15 protein-coding genes, 1 tRNA gene and 1 pseudogene are annotated in these 19,251 nt (G+C 68.4%); 12 read left to right on the top strand and 5 right to left on the bottom strand.

The genetic code is table 11. The features are described 5' to 3' along the window. The first annotated feature begins 204 nt into the window (after window positions 1-204). The 8 genes from dnaN (at window position 205) to QFZ67_RS19250 (ending at window position 9,967) form a co-directional block, all read left to right on the top strand. Window positions 205-1,335, top strand: a complete 1,131-nt coding sequence (dnaN, locus tag QFZ67_RS19285) for a DNA polymerase III subunit beta (RefSeq protein ID WP_307662330.1) — start codon at window positions 205-207, stop codon at window positions 1,333-1,335. Window positions 1,336-1,469: 134 nt separating this feature from the next. Next, entirely contained in the window at window positions 1,470-2,348 is an 879-nt protein-coding gene (gnd, locus tag QFZ67_RS19280) for a phosphogluconate dehydrogenase (NAD(+)-dependent, decarboxylating) (RefSeq protein ID WP_307662329.1), read from the top strand. Between the two features lie 30 nt (window positions 2,349-2,378). After that, complete coding sequence (gene recF, locus QFZ67_RS19275; RefSeq protein WP_307662328.1) at window positions 2,379-3,551, top strand: DNA replication/repair protein RecF; 1,173 nt, start codon at window positions 2,379-2,381, stop codon at window positions 3,549-3,551. After that, a complete protein-coding gene (locus QFZ67_RS19270) occupies window positions 3,548-4,114 on the top strand; it encodes a DUF721 domain-containing protein (RefSeq protein ID WP_307662327.1) in 567 nt (188 codons plus the stop codon). The genes recF and QFZ67_RS19270 overlap by 4 nt, the downstream gene beginning before the upstream one ends. A gap of 371 nt (window positions 4,115-4,485) precedes the next feature. Beyond that, entirely contained in the window at window positions 4,486-6,552 is a 2,067-nt protein-coding gene (gyrB, locus tag QFZ67_RS19265; protein ID WP_307662326.1) for a DNA topoisomerase (ATP-hydrolyzing) subunit B, read from the top strand. Window positions 6,553-6,594: 42 nt separating this feature from the next. Next, window positions 6,595-9,186 (top strand): DNA gyrase subunit A, encoded by a 2,592-nt coding sequence (gene gyrA / locus QFZ67_RS19260; protein ID WP_307662325.1) that lies wholly within the window; start codon window positions 6,595-6,597, stop codon window positions 9,184-9,186. Window positions 9,187-9,273: 87 nt separating this feature from the next. Then, the gene (locus QFZ67_RS19255) at window positions 9,274-9,831 is read left to right on the top strand and encodes a DUF3566 domain-containing protein (RefSeq protein ID WP_307662324.1); all 558 of its coding nucleotides are present in this window, start codon (window positions 9,274-9,276) and stop codon (window positions 9,829-9,831) included. A 59-nt stretch (window positions 9,832-9,890) separates the two neighbouring features. Then, a tRNA-Ile gene (locus QFZ67_RS19250) sits at window positions 9,891-9,967 on the top strand. 343 nt (window positions 9,968-10,310) lie between these two features. Here the strand turns inward: QFZ67_RS19250 and QFZ67_RS19245 are convergent. From QFZ67_RS19245 to QFZ67_RS19235, 3 genes and pseudogenes are all read right to left on the bottom strand, one after another. After that, window positions 10,311-11,180: a hypothetical protein gene (locus QFZ67_RS19245; protein ID WP_307662323.1), complete on the bottom strand. Its 870-nt coding sequence runs from the start codon at window positions 11,178-11,180 to the stop codon at window positions 10,311-10,313. After that, on the bottom strand, window positions 11,180-11,362 hold the full coding sequence (locus tag QFZ67_RS19240) for a helix-turn-helix domain-containing protein (protein WP_307665891.1): 183 nt from the start codon (window positions 11,360-11,362) through the stop codon (window positions 11,180-11,182). The genes QFZ67_RS19245 and QFZ67_RS19240 overlap by 1 nt, the downstream gene beginning before the upstream one ends. A 24-nt stretch (window positions 11,363-11,386) precedes the next feature. Beyond that, window positions 11,387-11,572 (bottom strand): annotated as a pseudogene (locus tag QFZ67_RS19235) (replication initiation protein); the annotation flags it as partial. A 406-nt stretch (window positions 11,573-11,978) separates the two neighbouring features. Here QFZ67_RS19235 and QFZ67_RS19230 point away from each other — a divergent pair. From QFZ67_RS19230 to QFZ67_RS19215, 4 genes are all read left to right on the top strand, one after another. After that, complete coding sequence (locus tag QFZ67_RS19230; RefSeq protein WP_307662322.1) at window positions 11,979-12,911, top strand: hypothetical protein; 933 nt, start codon at window positions 11,979-11,981, stop codon at window positions 12,909-12,911. A gap of 627 nt (window positions 12,912-13,538) precedes the next feature. After that, a complete protein-coding gene (locus QFZ67_RS19225) occupies window positions 13,539-13,673 on the top strand; it encodes a DLW-39 family protein (RefSeq protein ID WP_003958712.1) in 135 nt (44 codons plus the stop codon). A gap of 186 nt (window positions 13,674-13,859) precedes the next feature. Continuing rightward, window positions 13,860-15,863 (top strand): VWA domain-containing protein, encoded by a 2,004-nt coding sequence (locus QFZ67_RS19220; protein ID WP_307662321.1) that lies wholly within the window; start codon window positions 13,860-13,862, stop codon window positions 15,861-15,863. Further along, window positions 15,860-17,233 (top strand): hypothetical protein, encoded by a 1,374-nt coding sequence (locus QFZ67_RS19215; RefSeq protein ID WP_307662320.1) that lies wholly within the window; start codon window positions 15,860-15,862, stop codon window positions 17,231-17,233. Before QFZ67_RS19220 ends, QFZ67_RS19215 begins: the two co-directional genes overlap by 4 nt. Before the next feature lie 15 nt (window positions 17,234-17,248). On the opposite strand, the gene QFZ67_RS19210 is transcribed toward QFZ67_RS19215, so the two are convergent. Together QFZ67_RS19210 and QFZ67_RS19205 are read right to left on the bottom strand one after the other, a co-directional pair. Beyond that, window positions 17,249-18,619 carry a serine/threonine-protein kinase gene (locus QFZ67_RS19210; RefSeq protein WP_307662319.1) on the bottom strand — a complete coding sequence of 457 codons (1,371 nt, stop codon included), beginning with the start codon at window positions 18,617-18,619 and terminating at the stop codon, window positions 17,249-17,251. Window positions 18,620-18,665: 46 nt separating this feature from the next. Further along, the gene (locus QFZ67_RS19205) at window positions 18,666-19,214 is read right to left on the bottom strand and encodes a DNA-binding protein (protein ID WP_307662318.1); all 549 of its coding nucleotides are present in this window, start codon (window positions 19,212-19,214) and stop codon (window positions 18,666-18,668) included. Window positions 19,215-19,251 lie beyond the last annotated feature (37 nt).

Below are 19,251 nucleotides of genomic sequence, written 5' to 3'. Positions count from 1 at the left end.
ACTACTCCCACTTAGAGTTACCGGGAAATTCGCTTCGAAGAAGGCCCTGTGCACAACTCGAGCCCGGAGCGCCCCACACCTCTTGCCACGACTTGACCCCGACCCGCACCGACTGTCGGTGCCGTACGTCAGACTGGTCCCCGGCGACACAGCCGACGACGAAGGCCAGCAAGGGCGAGCCAGCAACAGCAGGAGGCGGTTCCGGTGAAGATCCGGGTGGAGCGCGATGTACTCGCGGAGGCGGTGGCCTGGGTGGCCCGGAGCCTCCCGGCCCGTCCGCCGGCGCCCGTACTCGCGGGCCTTCTTCTGAAGGCGGAGGACGGCGCCCTCAGCTTCTCGAGCTTCGACTACGAGGTCTCGGCCCGCGTCTCCGTGGAGGCGGAGGTGGACGAGGACGGCACCGTCCTGGTCTCCGGCCGACTGCTCGCAGACATCTGCCGCGCCCTCCCCAACCGCCCGGTGGAGATTTCCACAGACGGTGTACGGGCGACCGTCGTCTGTGGCTCCTCGCGATTCACACTCCACACCCTGCCTGTGGAGGAGTACCCGGCGCTGCCGCAGATGCCGACCGCGACCGGCACCGTGCCCGGTGAGGTCTTCGCCTCCGCCGCCGCGCAGGTTGCCATCGCCGCCGGCCGCGACGACACGCTCCCGGTGCTCACCGGCGTACGTATCGAGATCGAGGGCGACACCGTCACGCTGGCCTCCACCGACCGCTACCGCTTCGCTGTCCGCGAGTTCCTGTGGAAGCCGGAGAACCCGGACGCGTCCGCTGTCGCGCTGGTGCCCGCCAAGACGCTGCTCGACACCGCCAAGGCGCTGACCAGCGGTGACACGGTCACCCTCGCGCTCTCGGGCTCGGGTGCGGGCGAGGGGCTCATCGGTTTCGAGGGCGCGGGGCGGCGGACCACGACCCGGCTGCTCGAGGGCGATCTGCCGAAGTACCGGACGCTGTTCCCCACCGAGTTCAACTCGGTCGCCGTGATCGAGACCGCACCCTTCGTCGAGGCCGTCAAGCGAGTGGCCCTGGTCGCCGAGCGGAACACCCCGGTGCGGCTCAGCTTCGAGCAGGGCGTGCTGATCCTGGAGGCCGGTTCCAGCGACGATGCACAGGCTGTGGAGCGCGTCGACGCGAACCTCGATGGCGACGACATCTCGATCGCCTTCAACCCGACCTTCCTGCTCGACGGCCTGAGCGCCATCGACTCGCCGGTTGCCCAGCTCTCGTTCACCACCTCCACCAAGCCGGCGCTGCTGAGCGGCAAGCCGGCTGTGGATGCCGAGGCGGACGAGGCGTACAAGTACCTGATCATGCCTGTGCGGCTGTCCGGCTGAGTCCGGTTGGTCCGCCCGAGGGCTGATCCCGACGGGCCTGCTCACGCCCGAGCAGGCCCGTCGGGCGTCGGTACCGGCCGGGCGTAGGCTCGGATCCGGGTACGAATCGGCATACAACGCTTAAGGAATTTGTGATGGAGCTCGGTCTCGTCGGCCTCGGCAAGATGGGCGGCAACATGCGCGAGCGCATCCGCCGCGCAGGCCACACCGTCATCGGCTACGACCGTAACCACGACGTCGCCGATGTCCACAGCCTCGAAGAGCTTGTGGGCAAGCTGAAGGGCCCGCGGGTCGTCTGGGTGATGGTCCCGGCCGGATCCGCGACCCAGTCCACCATCGACGAGCTGGCCGCCCTGCTGTCCCCCGGCGACATCGTGGTGGACGGCGGCAACTCCCGCTGGACGGACGACGAGCGGCACGCCGTAGAGCTGGGCATCAAGGGCATCGGCTTCGTCGACTGCGGTGTGTCCGGCGGCGTCTGGGGCCTGGAGAACGGCTACGCGCTGATGTACGGCGGCCATGCCGAGCACGTCGCGAAGGTGCAGCCGGTCTTCGACGCGCTGAAGCCCGAGGGCGAGTTCGGCTCGGTGCACGCGGGCAAGGTCGGCGCGGGCCACTTCGCGAAGATGGTCCACAACGGCATCGAGTACGCCATGATGCAGGCCTACGCCGAGGGCTGGGAGCTGCTGGAGAAGGTCAACTCGGTCACCGACGTACGCGAGGTCTTCCGCTCCTGGCAGGAGGGCACGGTCATCCGTTCCTGGCTGCTCGACCTGGCGGTCAACGCGCTGGACCAGGACGAGCACCTGGACCAGCTGCGCGGTTATGCAGAGGACTCCGGCGAGGGCCGGTGGACTGTGGAAGCCGCGATCGACAACGCGGTGCCGCTGCCCGCGATCACCGCGTCGCTGTTCGCGCGGTTCGCGTCTCGTCAGGACGACTCCCCGCAGATGAAGATGGTCGCGGCGCTGCGCAACCAGTTCGGCGGCCACGCGGTCGAGAACAAGAAGTAGCCCTGAGCCGGGGGAGGTCGGCGTACACCCATGCACGTCACGCATTTGTCGCTGGCCGACTTCCGCTCGTACGCCCGGGTCGAGGTCCCGCTCGACCCGGGCGTCTCCGTGTTCGTGGGGGCGAACGGGCAGGGCAAGACCAATCTCGTCGAGGCGGTCGGCTATCTGGCGACGCTGTCCAGTCACCGGGTCTCCTCTGACGCGCCGCTGGTGCGGATGGGGGCGGACCGTGCGGTGATCCGGGCCGCCGTCACGCAGGGCGAGCGCTCCCAGCTGGTCGAGCTGGAGCTCAATCCGGGCAAGGCGAACCGGGCCCGTATCAACAGGTCTTCGCAGGTCAGACCGCGTGATGTGCTGGGGATAGTGCGGTCGGTGCTGTTCGCGCCGGAGGATCTGGCGCTGGTGAAGGGCGATCCCGGCGAGCGGCGGCGGTTCCTCGACGAGCTGGTCACGGCGCGGTCGCCGCGGATGGCGGGGGTGCGGTCCGACTACGAGCGCGTGCTCAAACAGCGCAACACCCTGCTGAAGTCGGCGGCGATGGCGCGGCGGCACGGCGGGCGCGTGGGGGCAACTCCAGGGACGAAGTCCGGCGGGGCGGATCTGTCGACGCTGGATGTGTGGGACCAGCATCTGGCGCGGGCCGGCGCGGAGTTGCTGGCGCAGCGGATCGAACTGATCGCGGCGCTGGAGCCGCTGGCGGAGAAGGCGTACGAGCAGGTGGCGCCGGGGGGCGGGCCAGTGGCGCTGGAGTACCGTTCCTCCGCCGGTGGCAGTGCGGGTGCGGGTGCGGCCGGGGTGCAGGGGCGCGACGCGCTGTACGAGCAGCTGATCGGCGCGCTGACGGAGGTGCGCAAGCAGGAGATCGAGCGGGGCGTGACGCTGGTCGGGCCGCACCGGGACGACCTGTTGCTCAAGCTGGGGCAGCTGCCGGCGAAGGGGTACGCCAGCCATGGCGAGTCCTGGTCGTACGCGCTGGCGCTGCGGCTGGCCTCCTACGACCTTCTCCGCGCGGAGGGCAATGAGCCCGTGCTGGTGCTCGACGATGTCTTCGCGGAGCTGGACGCGCGGCGTCGGGAGCGGCTGGCGGAACTGGTGGCTCCGGGTGAGCAGGTGCTGGTGACCGCGGCGGTCGAGGACGATGTGCCGGGGGTGCTGGCGGGGACGCGGTACGCGGTGGCGGACGGGGCGGTGGAACGCGTATGAGCGAGGACCCCGGCGAGGACCCCGGCGGCGAGCCCGTTCAGACGCCGAAGGTGCCCGAGTCGTCGGGCGTCGACCTGGCGCGGGTCGCGCTGCGCGCGGCGAAGGAGCAGGCGAAGGCGCGGGGTGCGGCGGCGCAGCAGAAGAAGCAGGCCAGGCGGGGCGGGGGGCTGCGGTCGGGGGCGCGTGCGGACGGCCGCGATCCGCTCCCGCTGGGTGCCGCGATCAACCGGCTGATCACCGAGCGGGGCTGGGAGACGCCGGCCGCGGTGGGCGGGGTGATGGGGCGCTGGCCGCAGATCGTGGGCGAGGACCTGGCGAACCACTGTGTGCCGTTGAAGTACGACGAAGATCCTGACGAGCGCGTGCTGACGGTGCAGTGCGACTCGACGGCGTGGGCGACGCAGCTGCGGCTGCTGGCGCCGAGGCTGGTGGCGCGGCTGAACGAGGACTTGGGTCACGGGACGGTACGGCTGATCAAGGTGCTGGGGCCCGGGGGGCCGCAGAAGGGGTACGGGCCGCTGAGAGCGCCGGGGAGTGTGGGGCCGGGCGACACGTACGGCTGAGGGGGGTGTCTCTCCCCACCCCCCTTCCCGAAACCGGGGCTGCGCCCCGGACCTCCAGGATTTTCGGCGGCGCCACCCGTAACGAGCGAAACCCCACAAGTTGTGTGAGGTGTCTCTCACCACAGCCAGAACATAGTCAGACCGTAGCGAGTGGTTGACAGGCCGAAGCGCTCAACGCCCGTGTGAGCCTCCTGGAGCCCCTTCCTGGATATGGGGAGTCGGACCATCACGGTTCAGGGCGGCACATGCGGACGCAGCTACCGGCAAACCCCCATTCGTGTCGGCGGTACCGGTAGACTGGTGGACAATCCCGCCCACTCGCGGAACATGTCGAACGACGCAGCCGCTCCCGCCTGCCCGGAGAACGGCTTGTGCTGTGCCAGAAAGGGCGCTTCGTGGCCGATTCCGGCAACCCCAACGAGAACATTCCGTCCACTCCTGCCGGTGGAAACGGCGAGGTATCCGCCTCGTACGACGCCAGCGCGATCACAGTCCTCGAGGGTCTGGACGCGGTCCGCAAGCGCCCCGGCATGTACATCGGCTCGACCGGTGAGCGTGGACTTCACCACCTTGTGCAAGAGGTCGTCGACAACTCCGTCGACGAGGCCCTCGCCGGGCACGCGGACACCATCGACGTCATGATCCTTGCCGACGGTGGCGTACGCGTGGTCGACAACGGCCGCGGTATCCCGGTGGACATTGTCCCGTCCGAGGGCAAGCCGGCCGTCGAGGTGGTGCTGACCGTTCTGCACGCAGGCGGCAAGTTCGGCGGCGGCGGCTACGCCGTCTCCGGCGGTCTGCACGGCGTCGGCGTATCGGTCGTCAACGCCCTGTCGTCCAAGCTCTCCGTCGAGGTCAAGCGCGACGGCTACCGCTGGACGCAGGACTACAAGCTCGGTGTCCCGACCGCGCCCCTCGCGAAGAACGAGCCCACGGACGAGACCGGCACCACGGTGACGTTCTGGGCCGACGGCGACATCTTCGAGACGACCGAGTACTCCTTCGAGACGCTCTCCCGCCGTTTCCAGGAGATGGCCTTCCTCAATAAGGGCCTGACCCTGACGCTGACGGACGAGCGCGAGTCGGCGAAGGCCACCGTAGGTGCCGACGCCCCCGAGGAGCCGGACGAGGAGCCGCCCGCACGCGCGGTGACGTACTACTACGAAGGCGGCATCGTCGACTTCGTCAAGTACCTCAACTCCCGCAAGGGCGAGCTCATCCACCCGACCGTCATCGACATCGAGGCCGAGGACAAGGAGCGGATGCTCTCGGTCGAGATCGCGATGCAGTGGAACTCTCAGTACACCGAGGGTGTGTACTCCTTCGCGAACACGATCCACACCCACGAGGGCGGTACCCACGAAGAGGGCTTCCGGTCCGCTCTGACGGGCCTGGTCAACCGGTACGCGCGCGACAAGAAGCTGCTGCGCGAGAAGGACGACAACCTCTCCGGCGAGGACATCCGCGAGGGTCTGACCGCGATCATCTCGGTCAAGCTGGGCGAGCCGCAGTTCGAGGGCCAGACCAAGACCAAGCTGGGCAACACGGAGGCGAAGACCTTCGTGCAGAAGGTCGTGCACGAGCACCTCACCGACTGGTTCGACCGCAATCCCAATGAGGCCGCGGACATCATCCGCAAGTCCATCCAGGCGCAGACGGCGCGCGTCGCGGCCCGCAAGGCCCGCGACCTGACCCGTCGCAAGGGCCTGCTGGAGTCGGCTTCGCTGCCGGGCAAGCTGAGTGACTGCCAGTCCAACGACCCGACGAAGTGCGAGATCTTCATCGTCGAGGGTGACTCCGCCGGCGGCTCGGCGAAGTCCGGCCGTAACCCGATGTACCAGGCGATCCTGCCCATCCGAGGCAAGATCCTGAACGTCGAGAAGGCGCGGATCGACAAGATCCTGCAGAACACCGAGGTCCAGGCGCTGATCTCGGCCTTCGGTACCGGAGTCCACGAGGACTTCGACATCGAGAAGCTCCGCTATCACAAGATCATCCTGATGGCGGACGCCGACGTCGACGGCCAGCACATCAACACGCTGCTGCTGACCTTCCTGTTCCGCTTCATGCGGCCGCTGGTCGAGGCCGGGCACGTCTACCTCTCGCGCCCGCCGCTCTACAAGATCAAGTGGGGTCGGGACGACTTCGAGTACGCGTACTCGGACCGTGAGCGCGACGCGCTCGTCGAGCTCGGCAAGCAGAACGGCAAGCGGATCAAGGAAGACTCGATCCAGCGCTTCAAGGGTCTCGGCGAGATGAACGCCGAGGAGCTGCGCATCACCACGATGGACGTGGACCACCGCGTGCTCGGCCAGGTCACGCTCGACGACGCGGCGCAGGCCGACGACCTGTTCTCGGTGCTGATGGGCGAGGACGTCGAGGCGCGGCGCTCGTTCATTCAGCGCAATGCCAAGGACGTCCGCTTCCTCGACATCTGAGTCGGTCTGTCGCTGACCGCTTCGAAAGGATTTTGACCAGCAATGGCCGACGAGAACACTCCCGCCACGACTGAAGAAGAAGACCCGACGCTGCGGATCGAGCCCGTCGGGCTCGAGACCGAGATGCAGCGCTCGTATCTCGACTACGCGATGTCCGTCATCGTCTCCCGTGCGCTGCCTGACGTACGGGACGGTCTCAAGCCCGTCCACCGGCGCGTGCTGTACGCGATGTACGACGGCGGCTACCGGCCCGAGAAGGGCTTCTACAAGTGCGCCCGCGTCGTCGGTGACGTCATGGGTACGTACCACCCGCACGGCGACTCCTCGATCTACGACGCGCTCGTGCGTCTCGCCCAGCCGTGGTCGATGCGCATGCCTCTGGTGGACTCCAACGGCAACTTCGGTTCTCCGGGCAACGACCCGGCCGCCGCCATGCGGTACACCGAGTGCAAGCTGATGCCGCAGTCGATGGAGATGCTCCGGGACATCGACGAGGAGACCGTCGACTTCCAGGACAACTACGACGGCCGTAACCAGGAGCCGACGGTCCTGCCGGCGCGCTTCCCGAACCTCCTGGTCAACGGCTCGGCCGGCATCGCGGTCGGTATGGCGACCAACATCCCGCCGCACAATCTGCGCGAGGTCGCGGCCGGCGCGCAGTGGGCGCTGGAGCACCCCGAGGCCACCCACGAGGAGCTGCTCGACGCACTCATCGAGCGGATCAAGGGCCCGGACTTCCCGTCCGGTGCGCTGGTCGTGGGCCGCAAGGGCATCGAGGAGGCGTACCGCACCGGTCGCGGCTCCATCACGATGCGCGCGGTCGTCGAGGTCGAGGAGATCCAGGGTCGGCAGTGCCTGGTCGTCACGGAGCTTCCCTACCAGACCAACCCGGACAATCTCGCGCAGAAGATCGCCGACCTGGTGAAGGACGGCAAGATCGGCGGCATCGCGGACGTCCGTGACGAGACCTCGTCCCGTACGGGACAGCGCCTGGTCATCGTGCTCAAGCGTGACGCGGTCGCGAAGGTCGTGCTGAACAACCTCTACAAGCACACCGACCTGCAGACGAACTTCGGCGCGAACATGCTGGCGCTGGTCGACGGCGTGCCGCGCACGCTGTCGCTGGACGCCTTCATCCGCCACTGGGTGCACCACCAGATCGAGGTCATCGTCCGGCGTACGAAGTTCCGCCTGCGCAAGGCGGAGGAGCGGGCGCACATCCTGCGCGGTCTGCTCAAGGCGCTGGACGCGATCGACGAGGTCATCGCGCTGATCCGGCGCAGTGACACGGTCGAGGTCGCGCGCGAGGGCCTGATGGGCCTGCTCACGATCGACGAGATCCAGGCCAACGCCATCCTCGAGATGCAGCTGCGCCGACTGGCCGCCCTGGAGCGCCAGAAGATCGTCGCAGAGCACGACGAACTGCAGGCGAAGATCAACGAGTACAACGCGATCCTGGCCTCGCCCGAGAAGCAGCGTCGGATCGTCAGCGAGGAACTGGCCGTCATCGTCGAGAAGTTCGGCGACGACCGGCGCTCCAAGCTGGTGCCCTTCGACGGCGACATGTCCATTGAGGACCTGATCGCCGAGGAGGACATCGTCGTCACGATCACGCGTGGCGGCTATGTGAAGCGCACGAAGACGGACGACTACCGCTCGCAGAAGCGCGGCGGTAAGGGCGTACGCGGCACGAAGCTGAAGGAAGACGACATCGTCGACCACTTCTTCGTCTCCACGACGCACCACTGGCTGCTGTTCTTCACCAACAAGGGCCGTGTCTACCGCGCCAAGGCGTACGAACTCCCCGACGCCGGCCGGGAGGCGCGCGGTCAGCATGTCGCCAACCTGCTGGCCTTCCAGCCGGACGAGCAGATCGCCGAGATCCTGGCGATCCGCGACTACAACGCCGCGCCCTACCTGGTGCTCGCCACCAAGGGCGGTCTGGTGAAGAAGACGTCTCTGAAGGATTACGACTCGCCCCGCTCGGGTGGCGTCATCGCGATCAATCTCCGTGAGACGGAGGACGGCAGCGACGACGAGCTGATCGGCGCCGAGCTGGTGTCGGCCGAGGACGATCTGCTTCTCATCAGCAAGAAGGCGCAGTCGATCCGGTTCACCGCGACCGACGACGCGCTGCGTCCGATGGGGCGTGCGACGTCGGGTGTGAAGGGCATGAGTTTCCGTGAGGGCGACGAACTGCTCTCGATGAATGTCGTCCGGCCCGGTACGTTCGTGTTCACTGCCACCGATGGTGGGTACGCGAAGCGGACCGCCGTCGACGAGTACCGCGTCCAGGGTCGCGGCGGCCTCGGCATCAAGGCCGCCAAGATTGTGGAGGACCGCGGTTCGCTCGTGGGTGCGCTGGTGGTCGAGGAGACGGATGAGATCCTGGCCATCACCCTGGGGGGCGGTGTGATTCGTACGCGAGTCAACGAAGTCAGGGAGACGGGCCGTGACACCATGGGCGTCCAACTGATCAACCTGGGCAAGCGCGATGCCGTGGTCGGTATCGCGCGTAACGCCGAGGCGGGTCGCGAGGCCGAAGAGGTCGACGGGACCGAAGAGGCCGACGGTGAGGCGGTCGAGGCGGTGGTCGAGGGCACGGAGCCTTCGGCCGGGGAGCACGAGGAGTAAAGCGTGAGTGGAGCCACGGGCGCCGGATCGGCCGATTCCGGAGCGAACGGTGCCCGTGGCCCTGCCGCGGACTCCCAGGGGGTTACGGTGACGGACACCCGGGGGCACACACCCCCGTACGAGAGGTTTGGCGGCGAGCAGCCGGCGCCGCAGCAGGCCGGGCAGCAGCCGTACCACCCGCCGCAGGCGTATCCCTCGCCCCAGGGCGGTGGCGGCGTGCCGCAGACGGGCGGCGCTGTGCGCCGGCCGCGGACCGGGGCGAGTACGACGCCGCGTACCCGCAAGGCGAGGCTGCGGGTGGCCAAGGCCGATCCCTGGTCGGTGATGAAGGTCAGCTTCCTGCTCTCCATCGCGCTGGGCATCTGCACGGTGATCGCGGCCGCGGTGCTGTGGATGGTCATGGACGCGATGGGCGTTTTCTCCACGGTCGGCGGGACGATCAGCGAGGCCACCGGCTCCAACGAGAGCAATGGCTTCGACCTTCAGTCGTTCCTTTCGCTGCCGCGGGTGCTCATCTTCACCTCGGTCATCGCGGTGATCGATGTGGTGCTGGCCACAGCGCTGGCGACGCTCGGGGCGTTCATCTACAACCTGTCCGCGGGTTTCGTCGGTGGCGTGGAGCTGACCCTGGCGGAGGACGAGTAACCAATTTTGGTACTGCCCCGGACGTGCGCTAATCTTCAGAGGTCAGCGCGCAGCGCGGCGGGGCTATAGCTCAGTTGGTTAGAGCGCATCCCTGATAAGGATGAGGCCACAGGTTCAAATCCTGTTAGCCCCACCAGCAAGAAGACCCCTAGGCGATCAAGCCTGGGGGTCTTTTGCATCAGTAGCTGACATGAGCCGATGAGCGGATCTTCCAATAGGTCGGCGAGCAGAGCCGCAGCCTCGCGCCGGTCCTTATCCACAACGTGTGTATAGATGTCCATTGTCATGCTGATCTGGTTGTGCCGGAGGATCGCCTGGGCGACCTTGGGGTGCACCTTCAGAAAGGCCCAGCAGCGTCCCGCAGGTGTGCCGAGCAAGCCGCACCGTGATCCGACGACCACCAGACCGCTTGATGAGCGCAGTGAAGGTGCGGGAGAAGCCACCCGGCTCGATCATGCCGCCGTGCTCGGCCGAGAAGATCAGATCGTGGCCCGCCTCCTGCTTCCAGCTCGCACCGCCGATCTTCCGCTCCAGCTCCTGCAGATACCGGCGCTCTCAAGCACGGTGGCGCAGAACTTCGGCAGCGGGAGCACGGCCTGGGAGGACTCGGTATTGAGATGCTTGAGCACCAGGCCACCATGTACCCGCTGCACCTGTTTGACCGGCGTGAACTGCTCGTTCTCGAAGTCGATGTCCTGCCGGCCCAGGCCCAGGACCTCACTCCGCCGCAGACCGAGGACGAGCACCAGGACGCAGGCCGCGTAGAGCCGATGGGACCGGGCCGTACGCAGAAAGGTAATCGCCTCCCGCGCCGTCCACGGCTTGGTCTCTCCCTTGCTCACCTTCGGCATGTCCACCGGCTCAGCGACATTGCGCGTCAGCAGCTCTTCCCGACGAGCCCGGTTGAGCGCGTTCCGCAGCACCCGCAGCACCTCGAAGCGGGTAGCCGCCGGCACCTCCTCGTGCTCCTCCAGCGCCGTCATGAATGTCCGGACCTGGGCGGGCGTCAGCCGGACCAACGCCTTCTTGCCCAGGTGCGGAACGAGGTAAAGGCGCGCCTTGGACTCGTACTTGACGTACATGTTGTACTCCCGGTTCGGCTTCACGATGTGCTCAAGCCAGTAGGCCAGCCACTGCCCGACCGTCCAGGTCCGGGAAGGCACCGGGACGCCGTTGCGCTCCTGGTCCTGGAGCTTGCCCAGCTTCTCGGCAGCTTCGTCGTACGTCGAGCCATAGACGAACTTCCGCACCCGATGTCCATCGGTGTTGGTGACATAGGCAGCACCCTGATAGCGGCCGTCCTTGCGCTTCGTGATGGTGCCCCCGCCGTTGGGGCGACGCTTGGCCATCAGGCCGCCTCCTCAAGTCGGGACACGAGGTACGCGTGCAGGGCGTCCACAGGGACACGGCGACTACGGCCAATGGTCAGCGAAGGCAAGCGCCTGGTGCGGATCAGGTCATAGACCGTGGAGCGGCCAACCTTGAGCTTGGTCATGACCTCGGGCACGGTCAGCACTTCGTCAGTCACCACGGGCCCCACATCATTGAGTTGGAGTTCTGACAGAGACTCGCGGGCCGTTTCTCGGTTGACTCGGATGTCTTCGGCGATGGACGCGGCGAGAGCGGATTCGCCGGGGGTGTGGCCGTGGCCTGCGCAGCGCCAATCGGCGAGGACAAGGGTGGTTTCCGGCTCGGGCAGGCCGAGTGCCTGGCGTTGCTCGGTGGCGCGGTAGTCGGCACGGACCCACACTCCCCGATCCGGGACCCACGTCGAGCAAGACCAGGGGGCCACTCGGACACATTGCGGGCAGGGGACAAACCTGCCCGAGTAGCCGGACAGCCTACGGCCCCCTGATCATGCACGACCCCAAACCAGGCAGGACACCGGCCAAAGCCGTTCCACCGACCTCAGGCCGACAGGAGCTCCTCACGCCAGGGTCCCGGGCTATGGTGATCCGCGATTCCGTACAGCGTCGGGGATACCCGCGGTCGATGCACGACATCCGGACGGATGGGGCCTTCGACGGCCCTGTGCCGCTTGGGCGTGTCATGTGCTGGCTGGGCCGGAGGTGACGTTTCTTGATCGGTGTGCGCTGTCTTCATTGGGACCGGTACGGCCGGTCCAAGGAATGAAGGAAGGAGCGCATGTGCGCTTCACACATGCTGCGTTGACCGTCGGGCTCGCGGTTGCGACCAGCCTGTCGCTGGCGGGGACCGCCAGCGCGGGGGGAACGGTGGAGGCGGGCCGTATCACCGCCACGGACTACTCTGCGGGGTCGCCCGCCACGGTCGCGCTGGACCCGGCGACGGGCTCCGTTACCACCACGTTCGCCCAGGCCGCAGAGGACGGGGTCCTCTCGCCCAAGGGCTCCCGGGTCGCATACATCCAACGCCGGGACACGTGCATACCGCAGGACGAGGGCTGCATGTACGCCCGCGACCTGGTGATCGCCGACGCCGACGGCAGCGACCGGCGCGTCCTGGCCGAGGGCGTCCAGCCCGAAGACGCCACCGCGCCGTATGTCGGACACCCTGACTGGTCCCCGAGCGGTAAGCGGATCGTCTACGACAGCCCACGCGGCCTGGAGTGGATCGCCGCGGACGGCTCCGGCGCTGAGGTCCTCACTTCCGGCAGCCGCGGGACGTTCTCCCCGGACGGCCGGAGCATCGCCTTCCTGAAGGCCACCTCGTACGAGACGCCTAACGGCTGGGAGTACGGCTCCGACGTCTACATCCTGAACCTGGCCACCCGCGAGGTCCGTGCCGTCACAACCGACCACCAGGCATTGTCGACGCCCGCCGATTGGTCCCCCGACGGGCAGCGCGTCGTCCACTCCGCGGGGCACGGTATGCGCATCACCGACGTGGCGACCGGCGCCGTCACCGAGCCGCAGTGGTCGATGCCCCTCTCCAGCATCCAGAACCCGGTCTTCTCCCCTGACAGCAGCCGGATCGCCTTCACCGCCGTCGACGACTCCGCCGGCACAAGCCGGGCCTATGTCGTCGACGCCGCCGACGGCGGGAACCTTCGCGCGCTCACCGACCGTCCCGTGACCCTCACGGACTGGCTGGCCAACTAGGGCAGCAGGACCCGACCCCGGCAGGCTTCGGCGGCCGTCCGTCCGGGAGGGCGTACGGCCGCCATCTCCGGCGCGCAAAAGCGTCCACCCCTGCCGGAGAGCAAGCGCACCATGACGGGGCCGCTTCGGGTCGGCCAAGACGACCACGGCCAAGAAGACAACCGCAGCCGCCACGGAGACCACGGCACGCAAGAAGACCACCGGCAGGAAGCCGAAGAGCGCCTCTTACGTCCGGGCACGAGGTCGCCACCCTGGCAATGGCGGCCATGTCAAGCGTCGTCTTCCCGTCGACATCAGTAGCTGACACCAACAGCAGCAAACAAAGGCGGTCCGCAGCGGACACGAGCGGAGGACCTGCCGGGAAACTCTCGCCAGCGACTACGGTGGACAGTGGCTCCCGATCGACCTGATAAGGATGAGGCCACAGGTTCAAATCCTGTTAGGCCCACAGTTGTGATTCGGCCCGGACGGAGCTTCTCCGTCCGGGCCGATCGCTTTGTCCGGGGCCCGAGTTGGGGCGTTCGCCGGTCCCTCGCACGTCATACGTAGGTCACCGATCGGTATCGGTCGGTGTGTATAGTCGGGCGCCAGAAGTCCTCATACGTCAAGGAAAGACGAGGTCGCGCGGTGAAGAAGCTTCTCCTGGTCGCACTGGCCGCCATCGGCGGGCTCCTCGTGTACCGCCAGATCCAGGCGGATCGCGCCGAGCAGGATCTGTGGACGGAGGCGACCGACTCCGTGCCCGCAGGTTCGGGTGTGTGAGACGCAGCAGTCTTGGTACGAAGCCCCGGTCGCTGAAGCGGCCGGGGCTTCCTGCTGCCCGCAGCCTGCCCGCTGCACACAACCTCCCCCGCTGTGGCGTGACCGTGACAATCTTGCTCTTGAATTCACCGAAGCAAATCATTAGGTTGCAAGAGCAAACTTCGGGGACTCGGGAGGGAACCACGGGTGAAGGCACGACTGGGCCGCCGTACGGCGGTGGCAACGATCGGCGCGGCGCTGCTCGCCCTGGCGGCGGGCCCGCTGCCGGTGGCGAGTGCGGCCGCGCAGGTCGGGCAAGCGGGGCGGAACGGGCAGGCAGGAGAAGCGAGTCGGGCGGGGGAGGCGAGTCGGGCGGGGCAAGCGCGGCAGGCTGAAGCGCCGGACGGCAAGAGCGGCCTGGTGATGGTGCTCGACTCCTCCGGTTCCATGGCCGACGACGACGGCAGCGGGCAGACCCGGATGGCCTCCGCCCGCGCGGCCGTCGGGACCGTCGTCGACGCCCTCCCCGACGGCTTTCCCACCGGTCTGCGGGTCTACGGCGCCGATCAGCCCAAGGGCTGCACAGACACCCGGCTGGTCCGGCCCGTCGAGCCGCTCGACCGTGCGGGCATGAAGCAGGCCGTGGGGGCGCTGCGGCCCAAGGGCGACACCCCCATCGGGCTCTCGCTGCAGAAGGCCGCCGAGGACCTCCCGAAACCCGCGGACGGCGCGATCGGGACCCGTACGATCCTGCTGATCTCCGACGGTGACGACAACTGCGGCTCTCCGCCGCCCTGTGAGGTTGCCGAGAAGCTCTCCAAAGACGGCGTCGGGCTGCGCATCGACACGGTCGGATTCCAGGTGCGGGGCGCGGCGCGGCAGCAGCTGGAGTGCATCGCGAAGGCGGGCAACGGGCGCTACTACGACGCACCCGACGCCAAGGCGCTCGCCCGCCAGCTTCAGCGCTCGGCCCAGCTGTCGGCCGACGGATACCGCTTCAGCGGCAAGCGGGTCGAGGGCGCGCTGCGCCGGGACGCGGCGCCCTCTCTCGTACCGGGGCAGTATCTGGACACGATCGGACCCGGCGAGCAGCGCTACTACGCGGTGGACCTGGATGCCGAATCCACTGTGGAGTTTTCCGCGACGGCGGTGCCGCAGCCCGGGGCGGCGGTCGACACCTTCGACGTCCTGCGCACCAGGATTGCGTACGGCACTGACAGTGCCTGCGCCACCAGCACCGAGCACTTCTTCCAGAAGGAGGGAGCGACCCCTCTGACCTGGGCCGTTGCCCGGATTCCAAGCGAGAAGGGCACAAGTAGCTGCGACAAGGCGGGCCGGTACTGGCTGGTCGTCGAGCGGGAGAGCAAGAAGGACTCGGCCGCCGGGCGCTGGCCGCTGGAGCTGACGTACGGCGTCGAACAGCCGCTGCCCAAGGATGTGACGCCGGCTCAGTCGCAGCCTGAGTACGGGAAGGGCGACAAGGACGCCCTGCTGCCGACCGGGGACCCGCGCGACGTGACGGGCGGCACCGGCTTCAACGACGCCAAGGAGATCGGGCAGGGCGTGTGGCGGGACAAGGTGCTGCCGTCGCAGACGCTCTGGTACAAGGTCCCGGTCGGCTGGGGGCAGCAGCTCCGGTACGACGTGGAGTTCGCCAACGAGCCCACTGTGGACGGCGCTTCGTCGGTGTGGTCCTACGGAGCGACGGAGGTCTTCACACCAGGGCGGGCGCCGGTCGGCGGCGGCACCGCGGAGTTCAGCCCGCAGACCATCTACAACGGCCGGCCCATGGCGCTGGAGATGGGCACCGTGCCGGTCGCCTGGACCAACCGCCACGAGTCTCACCCCAATGTCGTCCCGGTGCACACCAAGGGCGGTTTCTACATCGCCGTCACGCTCGGCGCGAAGGCCGCCGAGATCGCCGAGAACCCGCAGATCGGTGTGGTGCTCCGGGTGGCGGTGATGGGCGACGAGCTGGCCGGGCCGCAGCACAACGCGCCGGCTCTCGCGAACAAGGCGGACAAGAAGGGTGATTCGGCTGCCCGCGCAGACAGCGATGCGACCGGCGGGGCAGGATGGACCGGCACCGTGATCGCCGCAGCAGCAGGCGGGGCGGTCATCCTGATCGCGGGTCTGGTGCTCGTACTGGTACGGCGCAAGCCGGCGACGGGCACCGCCACGGACACGACCACACCAAGGAGAAGCGCGTGAAGAGGCAGCGCGGCAGGGGCCGGGTGGCGCTGGCCGGCATGGCGGCGATGTGCGCGGTGGCGGCGCTGCCCGGGCAGGCGTGGGCGGTCGGCGAGCCCAATCCGTACGCCTTCGACAGCGAGGCCAAGGCAGTGCGGGGCTCGGCGGTCAACAGCGACGGGCCGCCTCTGACGGCCGGATCGACCTACAAGGACACGATCAGGCCCGGCGAGAAGCGCTACTACCGTGTCGACCTGGACGCCAGGGCCAATGCGTACGTCTCGGCGGTGGCCGTCCCCAAGCTGGCCACCAAGGTCGGGTACGCGGACAAGCTGTCGGTGAGCATCGAGGACCGCTCCGGGACCAAGTGCGGTGACGACGACGCCCAGTTCGGCTCCGCCACGTACGTCAGGCCGGTCGCCGCGTACGCGGACCGGACGATCGACAAGGACAGCAGCAGCTGCCAGGAGGCGGGCGCGTACTACGTGCTTTTGGAGCGGACCAGTGAGGGCACGTCGACGCCCGAGCCATGGGATGTGGAGATCCGTTTCGCCTCGGAGCCGGGGCTGAAGTCAGCCGGCCCGACGGCACCGCCCGAGGACTGGCCCTCCGCATCGCCAGCCGTGCCCGGCGGCGGCCCGGAAGAGCGGCACGGCGGCACGAGCTTCACCGACGCCACCGGCCTCACGCAGGGCGAGTGGCAGGACGAGATCACGCCCGGCCAGACGCTCTTCTACCGGGTGCCGGTCGACTGGGGGCAGCAGATCTTCGCCAGTGCCGACCTCGGCACCAGCGCGGCGGACGACAGCGCGCAGGGCGTCGGCAACGCCCTCGTGCTGGCTCTGCACAACCCGGCCCGCGGGATGGTGCAGGACGCGTCGAGCGTGTACTACGACGGCAAGCAGAAGTCGCTGGCGATGGATCCGCTGCCGCCCGTGGCGTACGAGAACCGCTACGACTCCGGCTCGACCAGCGCCATGCGGTTCGCCGGCTGGTACTACCTCTCGGTCACGCTCAACCCGGAAGTCGGCGAGGAGTACGGCCAGCAGCCGATCCCGCTGATCCTGCGGGTGAACGTCGAGGGCGAGGCGCAGAGCGCTCCTGCGTACGCGGGGCCCGCGGGGGACTTCGAGGTCACCAAGGACGACCAGGAGGCCGCGGACAGCGGGAAGAGCGCGCCGGAGGCGGCGAAGAGCGACACGATGCAGCTGGTCGCCGCCGCGGGGATCGGTGCCGGGATCGTGCTGGTGCTCGGGCTCGGGGTGTGGACGCTGCTGGCACGGCGGCGGACGGCGACCGCGGGCGCGGGGCTGGGGGCGGCGGCGCCGGGTCCTGTCGGGCAGGGGCAGGCGCCCGGGCCGGGGCAGTACGGGCCGCCGCCCTCCTGGTAGTTCAGGACTGGCGGCTCAGGACTGGGTCAGCGCCCAGATGCCGACCGCGAAACAGAGCAGAGCAACGAGCAGCACCGGGACCGCAACCTTCGGGGGCGGTCCCGGTCGCTTTGTGGCCGCCGTCGGAATCGGTGCGTTCGGGAGCGGAACCTGCGGGCTCTGAGCGGTGTAAGCACGAGTAAGAGCTTGTTCGTACTGCACCGGAGCGGTCTGCGACTGCGCGGGCTGCTCGGGCACTGGGGTGTAAAGGGGGGAGGCGCTGTGCGCCGGTACGGGTGTGGGGGTGGGGATCGGCGTGGGGGTCGGCGTTGGCTCCGCGGCCGCAGGCATGGGGGGAGGAGTGGACGGCTGTGCCGCGTACGGCAGTTGTGTGCTGTGCTGCTGCACGGGCGGCTGCTGCGGTGGCGGGGCCAGATGGAAACTGCCGGTCTCCGACGGTGGGAGCGGCTGCTGCACGGGAGCCTGCGCTCCCTGCTGACCCGCCTGCTGACCTGGCTGGGGGTCGGTTACGGGACCGGAGGGGCCGAATCCCGCGGGGAGTGGCCCGATCTGGTCGAAGACCTCGACCGGCTCGTCGTCGGCGCCGGGCTCCGGCAGCATCTCGACGGCCGCTGTAAGCGCCTTGCGCGCGCCCGTGGCGGTACGGAACCGGGCCTGCGGGTCGGGCTGCAGCAGACCGGCCAGCACCTGCCACAGAGGTTCCGGCATGCCCTGGGGGGCGCCGGGAGTGCCGTGGCTGGCGAAGTGCTCGACCAGAGCCCGGGAGTCGGGCTTCTGGCCCTGGAGCAGATAGAGCGCGACCAGGCCGACCGCGAAGAGATCGGCCGTGAAGTCCGGTTCCGCGCCCATCATCTGCTCGGGCGCGAAATAACCGGGCGTGCCCACCACATAGTTGGTCTCGGTCAGCCGCGGCTCACCCTTGCGCATCGAGATCCCGAAGTCGGACAGCCGCAGATACGGCCGTCCGGTACCGGTGGCCTCCAGCAGGATGTTCGCCGGCTTGATGTCGCGGTGCACGACCCCCTCCGCGTGCACCGCGGCCAGACCGGACAGCAGCTGATCGAGCAGGGTGCACACGAAACGGGGCGGCAGCGGGCCGTAGTCGCCGATCACATGCGCCAGCGACCCGCCGCTCACCAGATCCATGGTGAACAGCACCTTGTCGTCGTCCGCGGCCCAACTGGCCGGGGCGAGGACATGGGGATGATCGATCCGCAGAGCCTGCTCGCGGACGAAGCGCAACAGTGTGTGCGCATCGCTCTGCTGCAGCACCTTGGCCGCCACATAGCGTCGGCGCCGGTGGTCCCAGGCGCGCCAGACCGCACCGACACCGCCGCGCCCGATCGGGTCGATCAGTTCATACCGACCAGCGAATACCTCACCCATTGCGCTGCGCCCGCTCCCCGTCCCCTTGTGAGGCGTCCTGCCTCGATCAGCTTTGGTGCGACTCGTAGTGGGCGACCGCGTCCGCCGTGCGCCCGGCGCCGTACACCCGGAGGAACTCTGCCAGTTCGGGGTGGCTCGGGGCGAGGGAGTCCGCCGCATCGATGATGTCGCCCGCCGCCGAGACGGAGCGCAACAGCGACTGGATCTCGCGTACGACGCGGCGCACTGTCGGCGCGCCAGAGCTGCTCGTGCTGTGGCTGGTGCCAGTCAGCACGGAGCCGCCCTGCGACTTCTTGATCTCTTCCATCCGGTCGGTGGCCTCGACCGCGCTGACGCTGCCGTCGGCGACCTGACTCGACAACTCCTGCAGCGCCTGCACCCGTTGGACCACCGCAGGATTGCCGATCTTGGCCCGCTGGCCACTCATCAGCTGGGAGAGCATCGGCGCCGACAGCCCGAGCACCGCCGCGAGGCGAGCCTGGTTCAGACCCAGATCATCGATGAGCCGACGGAAGAGCGCCCCCAGCGGCTCTCCGTACCAGCTGCGCTGCAGTTCTCTGGCTCTTGCGGTCGTTTCCTGCTGTGCGGCGTCCATCGCGTCTCCCCATCGCTTCCCCAAGCGGCTTCGCTGC

The organism is Streptomyces sp. V1I1, assembly GCF_030817355.1.
Lineage (GTDB): Bacteria > Actinomycetota > Actinomycetes > Streptomycetales > Streptomycetaceae > Streptomyces.
This window is presented reverse-complemented; position numbering and strand designations above follow the sequence as displayed.

What these genes read in the sequence shown, in the direction of transcription:
- gnd (WP_307662329.1), top strand. Translation starts at nt 1,470, where the DNA reads ATGGAGCTCGGTCTCGTCGGCCTCGGCAAGATGGGCGGCAACATGCGC.
- recF (WP_307662328.1), top strand. Translation starts at nt 2,379, where the DNA reads ATGCACGTCACGCATTTGTCGCTGGCCGACTTCCGCTCGTACGCCCGG.
- QFZ67_RS19270 (WP_307662327.1), top strand. Translation starts at nt 3,548, where the DNA reads ATGAGCGAGGACCCCGGCGAGGACCCCGGCGGCGAGCCCGTTCAGACG.
- gyrA (WP_307662325.1), top strand. Translation starts at nt 6,595, where the DNA reads ATGGCCGACGAGAACACTCCCGCCACGACTGAAGAAGAAGACCCGACG.
- QFZ67_RS19245 (WP_307662323.1), bottom strand. Translation starts at nt 11,180, where the DNA reads ATGGCCAAGCGTCGCCCCAACGGCGGGGGCACCATCACGAAGCGCAAG.
- QFZ67_RS19210 (WP_307662319.1), bottom strand. Translation starts at nt 18,619, where the DNA reads ATGGGTGAGGTATTCGCTGGTCGGTATGAACTGATCGACCCGATCGGG.
- QFZ67_RS19205 (WP_307662318.1), bottom strand. Translation starts at nt 19,214, where the DNA reads ATGGACGCCGCACAGCAGGAAACGACCGCAAGAGCCAGAGAACTGCAG.